Origin of the sequence: Psychromonas aquimarina ATCC BAA-1526 (assembly GCF_000428725.1) — a bacterium.
Lineage (GTDB): Bacteria > Pseudomonadota > Gammaproteobacteria > Enterobacterales > Psychromonadaceae > Psychromonas > Psychromonas aquimarina.
Genome location: NZ_AUAM01000027.1, coordinates 20,520 through 33,375, shown reverse-complemented (window position 1 = coordinate 33,375; position 12,856 = coordinate 20,520). Strand labels below are relative to the sequence as shown.

The 12,856-nt window shown below is 42.8% G+C and carries 14 protein-coding genes and 1 riboswitch; of the genes, 13 read left to right on the top strand and 1 reads right to left on the bottom strand.

The genetic code is table 11. The features are described 5' to 3' along the window. Positions 1-281: 281 nt before the first annotated feature. Positions 282-533, bottom strand: coding sequence for a hypothetical protein (locus tag G337_RS0111505; protein ID WP_028864013.1), 252 nt, complete (start codon positions 531-533; stop codon positions 282-284). Positions 534-1,021: 488 nt separating this feature from the next. Between G337_RS0111505 and G337_RS27710 the strand changes: the two genes are divergently transcribed. The 13 genes from G337_RS27710 (at position 1,022) to G337_RS0111435 (ending at position 12,848) form a co-directional block, all read left to right on the top strand. Beyond that, positions 1,022-1,882, top strand: a complete 861-nt coding sequence (locus G337_RS27710) for a hypothetical protein (protein ID WP_051303183.1) — start codon at positions 1,022-1,024, stop codon at positions 1,880-1,882. A gap of 151 nt (positions 1,883-2,033) precedes the next feature. Continuing rightward, on the top strand, positions 2,034-2,804 hold the full coding sequence (locus G337_RS0111495) for a substrate-binding periplasmic protein (protein WP_169719625.1): 771 nt from the start codon (positions 2,034-2,036) through the stop codon (positions 2,802-2,804). A 101-nt stretch (positions 2,805-2,905) separates the two neighbouring features. Continuing rightward, a complete protein-coding gene (locus G337_RS0111490; protein ID WP_037027372.1) occupies positions 2,906-3,676 on the top strand; it encodes a substrate-binding periplasmic protein in 771 nt (256 codons plus the stop codon). 242 nt (positions 3,677-3,918) lie between these two features. Further along, positions 3,919-4,137 carry a hypothetical protein gene (locus G337_RS0111485; protein WP_028864010.1) on the top strand — a complete coding sequence of 73 codons (219 nt, stop codon included), beginning with the start codon at positions 3,919-3,921 and terminating at the stop codon, positions 4,135-4,137. Between the two features lie 389 nt (positions 4,138-4,526). Further along, positions 4,527-5,306 carry a TIGR01458 family HAD-type hydrolase gene (locus G337_RS0111480; RefSeq protein ID WP_028864009.1) on the top strand — a complete coding sequence of 260 codons (780 nt, stop codon included), beginning with the start codon at positions 4,527-4,529 and terminating at the stop codon, positions 5,304-5,306. A gap of 212 nt (positions 5,307-5,518) precedes the next feature. Further along, a riboswitch (purine riboswitch) is annotated at positions 5,519-5,620 on the top strand. Between the two features lie 85 nt (positions 5,621-5,705). Beyond that, on the top strand, positions 5,706-7,031 hold the full coding sequence (locus tag G337_RS0111470; protein ID WP_037027370.1) for an NCS2 family permease: 1,326 nt from the start codon (positions 5,706-5,708) through the stop codon (positions 7,029-7,031). A gap of 14 nt (positions 7,032-7,045) precedes the next feature. After that, positions 7,046-7,609, top strand: a complete 564-nt coding sequence (locus G337_RS0111465; protein ID WP_028864007.1) for a xanthine phosphoribosyltransferase — start codon at positions 7,046-7,048, stop codon at positions 7,607-7,609. Between the two features lie 354 nt (positions 7,610-7,963). Beyond that, a complete protein-coding gene (locus G337_RS0111455) occupies positions 7,964-8,164 on the top strand; it encodes a hypothetical protein (protein WP_028864006.1) in 201 nt (66 codons plus the stop codon). A gap of 219 nt (positions 8,165-8,383) precedes the next feature. Then, positions 8,384-9,034 (top strand): isoprenoid biosynthesis glyoxalase ElbB, encoded by a 651-nt coding sequence (elbB, locus tag G337_RS0111450; protein ID WP_028864005.1) that lies wholly within the window; start codon positions 8,384-8,386, stop codon positions 9,032-9,034. Positions 9,035-9,100: 66 nt separating this feature from the next. Beyond that, positions 9,101-10,567 carry a glycogen debranching protein gene (locus tag G337_RS26120; RefSeq protein WP_245597658.1) on the top strand — a complete coding sequence of 489 codons (1,467 nt, stop codon included), beginning with the start codon at positions 9,101-9,103 and terminating at the stop codon, positions 10,565-10,567. Positions 10,568-10,651: 84 nt separating this feature from the next. After that, positions 10,652-11,188: a hypothetical protein gene (locus G337_RS29190; protein WP_245597657.1), complete on the top strand. Its 537-nt coding sequence runs from the start codon at positions 10,652-10,654 to the stop codon at positions 11,186-11,188. 231 nt (positions 11,189-11,419) lie between these two features. Beyond that, entirely contained in the window at positions 11,420-11,731 is a 312-nt protein-coding gene (locus G337_RS26115; RefSeq protein ID WP_037027369.1) for a two-CW domain-containing protein, read from the top strand. A 271-nt stretch (positions 11,732-12,002) separates the two neighbouring features. Next, positions 12,003-12,848 carry a transcriptional regulator gene (locus G337_RS0111435; RefSeq protein WP_028864004.1) on the top strand — a complete coding sequence of 282 codons (846 nt, stop codon included), beginning with the start codon at positions 12,003-12,005 and terminating at the stop codon, positions 12,846-12,848. The last annotated feature ends 8 nt before the right edge of the window (positions 12,849-12,856 follow it).

Sequence of the window (12,856 nt, the reverse complement as noted above, 5' to 3'; positions counted from 1 at the left end):
AAATGGCCAGTTTTAGGCGTAGGAAAAATCAATACTAGCAAGGCATTAATTGATGTAACTAGTGATTCTAATTACGAAATTAATAACGAAGATAGGATTGATTTTAACCAGCATAAAAGATCAGATACTTATTCTGATTGGTATAACTGTATTGTGGAGTTGGAAAATCTGTGCTGTTCAATAATAAAAGGCAGTCTGCTGTAACGGAAATAAGTTACAGCAGACTGCCTTTTCTGCTTAGGTTATAGCGCTATACCTTTTGTCCAGGTACAGCGCTGGTTTTACGTGGGGATCTTAATCTGCTGCAGTCGTCTTAGATGACGTACTGTTCTAGCCGCTCGATCCTTGTTCGGATAAGTTGTCTGCAGCGCATAACCTTGATTATCCAGGCCGATATCTTTCAACATATGCGCACTGGCATAAAAGGGCTGGAATTTGACTCTGCGGTAACCGCTGCGGATCCGTTGTGATTCAGTATAGATATCAATTTTGATCAGCAGTGTCGCTAGTTTCAGGTAGATTGATTGAGACATAAGATCTCTCCTCTTTTGGGTTTAAAGAGGGACGCAGATAAAAAGCAGTTTATTACAAAAAGAGTTGTTCACTTAATGAGCCGCTTTCTATCCGCGGCCCGAAGTTGTTTTAGGGTACGGATCTATTGCTTATCTAATGTCTTAACAGCGCACAGGGTGCAGGCCGTAAAGTCAGCAGTACAAGAATGCAACGTGTTAAAAAGATATAAATGAATCATGTTGCCTCCTTTGTTTAACAGCAATAAATCTAAAATAATGATGGATAACCTGTTGAATGAACTTCCAGTCAATGAGTTACGCTTTGAATCTTAACCGGTTATGTAGAATAATCAAGCATTTGTTTATGTATATTTTATAAACCCTTTTCTTTTGTTTTTGCGGGTGCATAATCAGTTTTGGATTTTGGTTATTTCAATTCAATTCTTATAACAATTTAATCTTAAATCCGCTTACCTGCCGGCCGATAGCGTGAGGAGGAGGAGTTTGTTATGGATGTTTCAACCTTAGCCTTAAACGTGCAGTCCCTTACCGACCTGACATTTCAGCTCGAGCCACAGGCGCTGACCTCTGCTGCAGAAACAGAAAGTATTGCTGACTATCCGTCGGAGATTACTTTACAGGCAGAGCTGCTGGTAATGAAGCTGCTGATAGAGCATATGACAGGTAAAAGTATCGAATTGTCTGAACACCGGTCTAAACCAGAGAGCCGTGTATCTGCAGTGCAGTCAAGCCGTTTGTCGACATTAACCGTACATGGTCAGGTTGAGTCTCTGGAGGGGCAGTCTGCTGCGCTTGATTTTGAAATAACGGCAGAGCTTAATGTGAATATGTCGCGCCGTGAACTGCAGATGAATGAAACCTCTGAACTGCAGCTGACCGATCCTCTGGTAATCAACCTCGGTCGTGAGTTTGCGGATCTGGACAATGCGAAATTTCACTTTGATCTTGATGCTGACGGAGATAAAGACTGGGTGCCTAAACTGGCCGCCGGCTCGGCATTTCTTGCATTAGATAAAAATGCTAACTCTAGAATTGATGACGGCTCGGAGTTGTTCGGCCCGCAAAGCGGTAACGGTTTTGTGGATCTGGCAAAGTTTGATGACAATGCGGATCAGGTCATTGACAGCAGGGACAGTGTATATGCGCAGCTGAAAGTCTGGCGCCCCGGCGGGGAGCTGCTGGCGGCTGCTGATGTTGGTATATCTTCTATTTCACTGCAGGCGGTGCAGGATGTTCGCGAGTACCGGAATGAGCAGGGACAGTTATTAGGGATGGCGCAGAAAAGTGCTGAATTTACCCGGGAAAACGGCAGCACTGGCCGTGTCCAGCATATTGATATGATGATCTGAGACCTTTGCTTATCAAGGCTGATTACTACTTTCTCTGTTGAGTTAGAAATGTATGTTTATCATCAGGCTGAAACGCTCTCGAACAATAAAGAGCGTCTATACTTTTATCTGTCAGTCCTTTGCTGAAACTCTTAAGCTCAGAGAAAATATTATGAGAAGAATAGTTTTTTTGCTACTGCTTATGCTGCTTGCCGTGACCGCAGATGCCAAAGCTTTTATCAAAGTTGCCAGCGGCGAATGGCCGCCGTTTTCAGGTAAAAATTTAAAACATGGCGGTTTTTGCGGCCATGTTACTACAGAGGCTTTTAAGCTGGCCGGCTATCAAACGCAGATCAAATATTACCCCTGGAAGCGTGCTTTAAGTGTAACTGCAAATGCCGATTCTGATGTTAGTCTGTGCTGGATAAAAAGTGCTGAAAGAGAAAAATCGTTCATTTTTTCTGCCCCTATGATGACTCAGAAGAAAGTGTTTTTTTATAAAAACGATTTAGTTTTCGACTGGTCTTCAATTGCTGATTTAAAAGGTTACAGCATAGGTATAGTGAACGGTTATTCCTACGGACAGGTGTTTGATCAGGCAATAAAAGATAAAACACTATATACAGAAACGGTGACCAGTGATCATCAGAATGTTAAAAAACTTATGCTGGATCGTGTTGATTTAATTATGGTGGAAATGGTGGTGGGATACACCATATTGAATGAGTCATTTGCCCCCTCTAAAGCGCAGATGATTACCAACCATCCGAACCCGATCTATGAATCAGATTATCATTTAATGATATCCAGGAAGCTGGCGCAGAGTGAGCGTCAGAGAATACAGGCTGACTTTAATAAAGGGCTGAAAATGCTCAAAGATTCCGGCAGATATCAGGAGATGTTCGACTCTATGCTGCTTGGCGGCTATGACAGCGAACAGTAGCTGGGTATCTGTGCAGTTAACTCTCTTTTTTATCAGCAAAGAGCATCTATACTGTTAGCAGTTACAATTATGATAAATCCCTTAAGCTCAGAGTAGATATTATGAGAAGAATTCTTTTTTTCGTACTGCTTATGCTGCTTGCAGCTTCCGCCCGTACAGAAACTATTATCAAAGTTGCCAGCGGTGAATGGCCGCCGTTATCGGGTCAAAATTTAAAACATGGCGGTTTTTGCGGACATGTTACTACAGAGGCTTTCAAGCTGGCCGGCTATCAAACGCAGTTTAAATATTACCCCTGGAATCGAGCCTTAAGCGTGACGGAAAATGCTGAAGCCGATGTCAGCCTGTGTTGGATAAAAAGTGTCGAAAGAGAGCAGTCCTTTCTTTTTTCAGAACCTATGATGACTCAGAAGAAAGTCTTTTTTTATAAAAATGATTTTGTCTTTGACTGGTCCTCTATTGAGGATTTAAGTAGATACAGCATAGGTATAGTAAACGGTTATTCCTATGGAGAGGTGTTTGATAAAGCGATAAAAGAAAAAGTACTGAACACAGAAACGGTGAACAGTGATCTGCAGAATTTCAAAAAACTGCTTCTTGACCGGGTCGATTTAGTGATTGTGGAAATGGTTGTTGGTTACACAATTTTAAATAAATCCTACCCCCGTTCCAAAGCACAAATGATCACTAACCATCCCAATGTAATCTATGAGTCAAATTACCATTTAATGATATCTAAGAAACTGCCGCTGCCAAAGCGTCAGCAGATTCAGGCTGATTTTAACCAGGGGCTGAAAATGCTTAAAGAATCTGGAAAGTATCAGCAGATGTTCGAATCAATGCTGCTTGGCGGCTACGACAGTGAGCAGTAATTGTTATTAAGATCCCTTATTTCCTGTTTAGAAATACTGGTTATAAAATAAAGCTGTTTAAATCGAATTACTCTATAGGATAGGCTTATTTATACCTGTTTCCGGCCGATATAGTTATATAGGAAGCTTATTAATATCAGTCCGTTTAGTGAGAATATCCATCCGGGAAATACTGCTTGCAAATTATTTTAATCAATACAGCTGCCCGGGTATTTATACGTACTGGTATAAAGGGGGGAGTTATGAAAAATGGATCTAAATATCAGCAGCTGCACAATAATACTCGAGTTGCTATCGCATTATTATCTTTTGTCGGGCTGCTTGTCGAAGGCCCTTTATCAGACTTTCTGGTCATGCTGGCAATTATTTTGTGGTTATGGCAGCCGGAACTGTCCAGATGGCTGCTGTATGTATCGAAGAAGTATAAACAGGCAGTCAGTCATCAAACTGTGCATTTCTAAGTCCTCTTAACTTGTATACCCGTTACCAATCAAAGTGCATTTATCGGTCACCCGCTCGGATACCAAGACAAGGCGTAGCATGATGACCTTTCGAGAGATTAACTGCGTTAATCCTCTATCGGTAGGATTAAAATAAAGACTTTAATCCTTAAATGGCTGGCCCTTATCGAATACTGTAACGCAGTATTGGTTTTCGAGCGTGTGACCCACGGGGCAAGCCGAGAGGCAAACATCTTCATTGTTGTGAAGTCTCGATTTAACCCGTTAGATCTTCACCTTCACGCCTAGAAGCTGCCCACCTCTCGACTTGCTGATTTTTGCATATTGAATGATAACGGGTATATATTTGCTTCTATACTGTAAACAGGCTTGTAAGAGGAACTACGGTTATGATAAAAGGCCTTTTTATCGATTTAAGCGGTGTGCTGTATACGGGAACTAAAGCGATACCCGGGGCTGCAGATGCGCTTGCCAAAGCGCGGCAAAGCGGCCTGCAGCTGCGCTTTGTTACCAATACTTCGCGGTTAACATGTAAGCAGATTTTAACAGATTTAAAAGCGCTGGGTTTTGTACTGCCGGATGCTGAACTGTTTACAGCGCCTGTTGCAGCTCATGCCTGGCTGCAGGAAAAAAAACTGCGTCCTTTCTGCCTGATCCATCAAAACATTCAAAGTGAATTTTCAGATCTTATTCAGAGTAATCCTAATGCAGTTATTATCGGTGATGCCGAGCAGGACTTTTGTTATGACAAATTAAACCGCGCTTTTCAGTTATGTCAGCAGGGGGCTCCTTTGCTGGGTATCGGCTGTAACCGTTATTTTAAATTAGATGAGCAGCTGTTAATGGATGCCGGTCCGTTTATTAAAGCGATTGAATATGCCGCATCAACCCGGGCGGTGATATTAGGAAAACCCAGCGCTGATTTTTTTCTACAGGTACTTGCTTCAACAGATCTGCAGGCGGATCAGGTCTTAATGATCGGTGATGATATCTACGGTGATGTTGAAGGGGCAGTGCAGGCCGGACTGCAGGGCTGTTTAGTTCATACGGGAAAATACCAGCCGGGTGATGAAAATAAAATCAGCCTGGAGCATATTCATGCGGCTTCAATTGTTGAGGCTGTGGATTATGCTTTGTTACAGTCAGAAGTTGTACCGTCTGATATTTGATCTGAAACTGCAGAATAACAGCTGTTTTTTTAAACGTATTAAAAGCAGGATGGGTAAAGTAGGTTATATTGATGTGGCCTGCAGAAACAGCGTTGATATTCTCTGAAGCCTTGGGAGCCGTTGACTCTTTGAACTGCAGAGAAAAGGACATTTTCCCTTGACGATTTTCACGGCTTAAAAATAATTGACAATTTACAGCGTGTTATTATGATGCCCGTCACACAATGTAACGTTGTATAATCTTGGCGATATGGGCCATAAGTCTCTACTCTGATACCGTAAATTTCAGAACTACAATGGAACAGGTTAATTACTTGTCTGTTTTGCCTGCCTAATTTTCCTAACCAAGTTTTATACTTCGAAATATTGTCTCTTAAACAAACTATATATGGGTTTTTAATGGACAAGTACTTCCTGCTCTCTGAGCGCGGCGCCACTGTAAAAAATGAAATGTATGCGGGGATGATAACCTTTTTAGCGATGAGTTATATCCTAGCCGTTAATCCGGCTATTCTCGGCAGTATTGACGGTATCGATAGAGGCTCAATCTTTACAGCTACTGCAGTATCGGCCGCACTGGCGACATTTATTATGGGGGCATTTGCCAAGTATCCGATAATGTTAGCGCCGGGTATGTCAATGAACGGTTTCTTTAAAGCAATACTGCTCGGCGGGGGTATATCTCTGCTCTGGCACGAAGCACTGTTTGCTATTTTTTTGTCGGGCTGTATCTATCTGATTCTGAGTTTAACACCGGCCAGAAAGCTGATTATTGAAGCGATTCCTGAAGATCTTAAACTGGGTATCTCTGTCGGCTTAGGGCTTTTTGTTTCCTTTCTCGGCTTGAAAAATGCCGGCATTATTGTCAGTGATCCGGTTATTTTAGTCAGCCTGGGTAATGTTTATGATCCTAAGGTATTTATTGCCTTAATCAGTGTCTTTATCGCTATCGGTTGTATGGTACGCGATATAAAATTAGCGACGGTTATCTCTTTTCTGGCGGCCATTTCTCTAAGTCTTTTAAGTGATCTGTTTATCGGCAGCAGCCTGATTACTCTGCCCGGACAGCTTGTTTCCATGCCGCCAAGTTTAGCGCCGACATTCGGCGCTGTTTTTGAGTTTTCGCATATGAGCATTCCTAAACTAAGTGATCTGATCTTTCTGGTTATTATCTTTTTTATCGTAGATTTCTTTGACGGACTAAGCACTATCGTCGGGGTTGGTAAAGATGCGGGAATTATTGATAAAGACGGTAAAGTGCCGAACGCAAAGTCCGCGCTTGTTGCTGATTCCGGCGGTACAATTATCGGTACGCTGTTAGGAACTACCTCAATTACCGCATATTCAGAATCTGCAGTGGCTTCATCATTAGGGGCAAAAACCGGTATCAGCGCATTAACTGCCGCTGCTTTTTTTATTCTATCTGCTTTTTTATTCCCGGTTTTTTCAATTTTTACCACCGCAATCGTATCACCTGCACTTGTTATTATCGGTATTTATATGATTAAAAACTTAGCGAACGTGCAGTGGCATAAGAAAGAATCTGCCGTACCGGTATTTTTTATTATGGTATTCAGCCTGCTTACCTTCTCACCGGCTAACGGTATGGCTATGGGTTTTATCAGTTACTGTTTTGTTATGTTAGTTCAGGGCAAAGGTAAAGAAGTTCATTCACTTATATACTGCCTGGCGGCCTTGTTTATTGTTTATTTAGCACTTGCTTAACTTGGGAAATTAAAATGAATCTATTACAACAAACTATCCAGAAAAAAGGTAAATCTGTTAATAATACGGCACTTGATGCGAGTGATTTTTTAACTAAACAAGTTGATATAGAGCTCCTGGACTGGTGTGCTGAACAGCTGGCCGCTTATTTCAAATCCCGTAATATCAGTCGAATTCTCACCATAGAAAGCGGCGGTATTGCTGTTTCTACATTAACCGCGCTAAAGCTGAATGTGCCTTTAGTTGTGATGAAGAAAAAGCGCAGCATTTTAGATACTGAGCCGCTGTTAACAACTTCTGTGCATAGCTTCACCAAGAACAGCACCTATGAGTTAAACTGCAGTGCGCAGCATATTAATGCCGGTGACCGGGTGTTATTTATCGATGACGTATTAGCACACGGCAATGCGGTACAGGGGACGCTTGATATTATTAAACTTGCCGGTGCCCAGCTTGCCGGTGTGGGGGTATTGTTTGAGAAGTCATTTCAGGCCGGGCGGGATATGCTCGATAAGCAGGATATTGAAACCTTGTCACTCGCTAAAATTACCTCCCTGGATAACGGCATTCATTTTTAATCATGCCTGATTAATTTACCCTGCGGGTTAATGCCGACATTAACTGCAGAGCAGCGGCTGCTTGTACCGCTTAACTGCCCGAAGTAAAAATATTGACAAGGATGTCTGTTTTCCACCGTTTTGCTTCTCTGTACAAACCCTAACTCCCTGATATAAAACCCGCCTGCCTCGCTTATTTATCAAATCAATATTAAATAATTAGAAGCGCGTCAAATTTGCCGTTATATTTAATTGATACGATTGCTGTGTACAAAGCAGTGGAGCTTTAGTTCCATCTGTAAAACGGAGAAATATTCAGCTTACAGGCTGAACAGTAATTTTAAAAAACTAAAAAAATGAAAAGAAGGATATGTTATGACAAAGACTATTTCCTGCCCTGATTGCGGCGAAAATGTTGAAACATCTGGGAAAGTGGAATGTTTATGTGAGAAAGACTGGTGCTCCGGGCACCGCTGCGGCGCTAAGTATATACCTCGAGACTACAGCTGCGAATGCGGCAGCACCGGCATGACGGCCATCGCCAGACAGTATATTGAACGCCATAGTAGAGACTAATCCTCCCGGACAGGTATCCTTCGTAATCAGCGTCGGATACCTGCTTAGAAGATAAATGTTTTATCTGCATTTTGATTTATTATTTTTGTACAGCCTTCAACAGAATTTCCTCATAACTATCTAATTTTAAAAGTATGTAATGTGTAATTATCCAAGAGACAGGCGCTTTGAAAAACATGCGGGAGCGTATTAATTAAAATACTATAGGAGAAGTTGTAAATGAAAAATAAGGTAGCAGTAATTTTAGCCGGCTGCGGGGTATATGACGGCTCAGAAATTAACGAAGTTGTATTAACACTTTTAGCGCTTGAAGAGCAGGGAGCTGCCTATCAGTGTTTCTCTGTCGATATTAATCTTTATCATGTTATTGATCACCTTAGCGGACAGGAGGTGGATCAAGTAAGAAATACATTATCAGAATCCGCACGTATCGTCAGAGGCAAGGTAAAAGCTTTAACTCAGCTGCAGCAGAGTGAATTTGGCGCTCTGATTGTGACGGGTGGTTTTGGGGTTGCCAAGAATTTATCTGATTTTGCCGTTGCAGGCAGCGAGTTTACTATCAATGAGCAGTTTGCTGATGCGATGAGTTCTTTTCGAGATGCGGGTAAACCTGCCGGATATATGTGTATCGCACCTGTACTTCTGCCTAAAATATACGATCATATTCAATGTACCATAGGCAATGATCCGGCAGCTGCCGAGGTGATTAATTCTCTTGGGGGAACTCATGTCAGCTGTGCTGTAAATGATATTATTGTTGATGAAAAGCACAAGGTAGTGACAACACCTGCTTATATGCTGGCTGACAGTATTTTGAGTGCTAAAGGCGGCATAGATAAACTGGTTGGCAAAGTGCTCTTGCTGATATAAGAGTAACTGCACACTTGTTAATTATTATTTAAACAGAAAATAAGCAGCCTCAGCTGGACAGATAGTATGATAAGTGCAGACAAGTATGAATTATACCCGGGTAAACCCCATCCTATTGGTGCGAGCATCGACCGTGACAAGGGCGGAGTTAATTTTTGTCTGTATTGTGATGAAAGTGTTTTCTTTGTTGAACTGCTGCTGTTTAAACAGCATGATGATCTGCAGCCGGATCAGGTTATCCGCTTAGATCCTCTAGTCCACCGCAGCTTTTATTTCTGGCATATCTTTATCAAAGGTCTGCCGGAAAGCAGCTATTATGCCTATCGTGTTGACGGTCCGTATCAGCCGCAAAGGGGGCATATTTTTGATAAGCATAAAGTATTAATTGACCCTTACGCTAAAGGTATCAGCCGCAGTTTATGGCGCCGCGAAGATGCCTGCCGACCCGGGAGTAATCTGCATACTTCCATGAGAAGCTGTATTGTGCCCTTAACAGATTATGACTGGCAGGGGGATCGGCCTGTTAATCATCCGCTTAACGAAAGCATTATTTATGAGATGCACGTTGGTGGATTTACCCGCTCGCCCAGCTCTAACGTCAAGCATCCGGGCACTTATTCCGGGCTGATAGAAAAAATTCCTTATCTACAGAAACTGGGTATTACGGCGGTTGAGCTGCTTCCGGTATTTGAATTTGACGACAGCCATGCACGTTATGTCAACGGCCGTAAGTTAGTAAATTACTGGGGCTACAGCACCGTCAGTTTTTTTGCGCCGCACTCCGGGTACTGTGTGAACCCGCATGCTGCTGGACCCGTTGATGAATTCAGAGATATGGTTAAAGCACTGCACAAAGCCGGTATCGGGGTGATCCTTGATGTTGTATTTAATCATACCGATGAGGGTAATCATCTCGGGCCGGTTTATTCATTTAAAGGTCTGGCTAATGACAGTTATTATTTTTTAGTTGAACAGAGTAAAAAATTCTATTTCGATTATTCCGGCTGCGGCAATACCTTCAAGTGCAATCATCCTATTTGTGAAAAGTTTATTATTGACTGTTTAGAGTACTGGGTTTCTGATATGCATGTTGACGGTTTTCGTTTTGACGAGGGCACGATTTTAGCGCGTGATGAAAACGGTACTCTGGTTGCTCACCCGCCGGTGGTGTGGGGTATTGAGCTGTCTGAGACGCTGGCTGACAGCAAAATAATTGCCGAAGCATGGGACGCCGGCGGCGGCTATCTAGTCGGCTCCTTTCCCGGTCACCGCTGGGCTGAATGGAACGGAGTTTACCGTGATGATGTGCGTGAATTTGTACGTGGAAAACCCGGTATGCTCGGCGTGCTGGCAGGACGAATATCCGGCAGTGCTGATATTTACCAGGATCAGAATGAACTGCCCAGCAACAGTATCAATTTTATAACCGTGCATGACGGTTTTACGCTTTATGATCTGGTTTCATATAACCATAAACATAATCACGCCAATGGTGAAGATAACCGTGACGGTGCTGATCATAACAGAAGCTAGAACTGCGGTATCGAAGGACCCACAAGGGATAAAAAAATCAAAACACTGAGACAGCGCCAGATTAAAAATTTTGCGGCAGTTCTGATGCTTTCCAAAGGTGTGCCGATGTTTGCCGCCGGTGATGAAGTGTGCCGGACACAGCAGGGCAACAACAATGCCTATTGTCAGGATAACGAAATATCCTGGTTTGACTGGGATTTAGTGAAACAACATAAAAGCATGCTGCAGTTCTGGCGGCGTCTGATCATTTTTCGCAAATCTCATCCGCGTTTGTTTCGCGATCGTTTTTTCGACGGAGAAGTTAACCGGCGCGGCCTGGCGGATATAACCTGGCACGGCTGCCGGCTCGGTAAACCGGGCTGGCATGATCCCCATGGATTAGCCCTGGCAATGACCTTAGGTGCGCGCCGCGAGGGGCAGGATATGCATATTATGTTTAATATGTACTGGTATATGCTTGAATTTGAACTGCCTAAAGTAAAAGGAAAAAAGTGGTATTATGCTGTTAATACCGCGTTAACCTCACCCGAGGATATTGCTGAAATCGGTAAAGAAAAGCGCCATAAAGGCAGTTTTTGTAAAGTTGATGCGCGCAGTGTAGTTGTTTTAATTTCCAAGTAAAAACTAATTTCAGCTTTGTGAGAGCAGACGGACTATGAAGTGTAAAAACGTGCACATAAGCTGATAAATTAAACTTTTCTTTTAAAAAAATACAGCAGAACAGTATTTAAAGGCTGCCGTGCTTTATACTCGAGTAACTAGTATCAGAGCATGGTTAAGCTTTTCTGAGTTATTTGCGCAGTGGTGCGCGTTGCGTTATAACAGAGTTATATCAGCGCACAGGGAAAATGAATGAAGGAAAAGTTACAAAACTGCTGGCAGATAATGGACTGCGGACGAGAAAAAGGCGGTGTTAATGCAGCACAGCTGGGTGAATGTATTGCCGCTAAACAGCAGCTTGTACACAGCTGCTGGGCGGCAGCCGGTACTTTCTGCAGTGGAGAAGTTCAAGGCACAATGGCGCAGAAAATAGGCTACTGTACCTGCTGCCGGGTACACAAGCTTTACAATCGTTCATTAGGAGAAAAGGGGCAGGAAGTAAGGCGCTCTTTTCCTGAAGAAGAGGTGCAGTATAACAATCTGCTGCTTATGCAGCCGGTTTAGTAATCTTGTGTGTGAATATAAAATGTTGTAAATGTATAATGCTGCCTGCGTCAGGCACAAACTCGCAATGTTTGATTATGAATGCTGAATTTTAATCATAAATAACCATTCTAAAACGTCTCACGGCGTTTTTTTGTGCCTAAAAAACATCTCTTATCACATAAAGTGTAAATTAAGTTTCGGGTGATTGTATAGGGTGTGATACCTGTGTATATTACTGCTTCTAATCACGTCGTAAGCAGATTACTCACTTAATTTAAGTAGTTTATAAATGCCCAAACAACATAAAAACGCAACCACTACACCGGAGATGCGTGCTTTTATCCATGAATCAGATCTGGCAACTGCGGTATTAGCACGCCTGTTGAAAGTATCTGAGTCAACGGTGCGCAAATGGCGCAGGCGTGCCAGTACTGATGACGCTTCGCATATTCCCAGGCAGTTAAATACCACTTTAAGCCCGGCGCAGCAGTATGTAGTTGTGCAGCTGCGCATACGTTTTAAACTCTCTTTAGATGAATTGTTAGCCGTGTGCAGACAGTTCATCAATGCGAATGTCTCGCGTGCCGGCCTGCAGCGCTGTCTTAAACGCCACGGTGTTTCCCGTTTAGCGGATATGGACTCTTTTGATGAAAGTGAGAACAGTGAAAACTATGTGCAGGTTGCTGTCGAAGAGAATTTATCCTGCGAAGTGCTTAATTCGGTTATCAGCCCGCAGGGTATGTCGGACTTTTTAAATCAGATGCGTCAGCAGCTGGCTCAGCAGGGGGGCAAGCAGGTACCGGAAAGCATGAACTGTGAGTTAAGCAGTCTGGATGTAGTACAGGTTTATTTAATCCCCCTGCCGGAATTTTCCCCTCAGAAGCAGGAACAGAAATCTAAACAGCAGCGTCTTTTAATGGCCCATGATCCGGACAGCTGCTGGATATATGTTGACCTGTACGACGATGATGAATATCAGGCCGCCCAGCGCTATATCAGATATGTTCTGAAAAAAGCGCCGTTTCATGTCCGCCGCCTGCTGGTCAGAAACTACAACGAATTTTTAAGCCGTTTTCGCTTGTTAGATAAAAAATCTAGCAGATTAAAAACATCTGAAAATGCACATAAGTCATAACTGGAGTA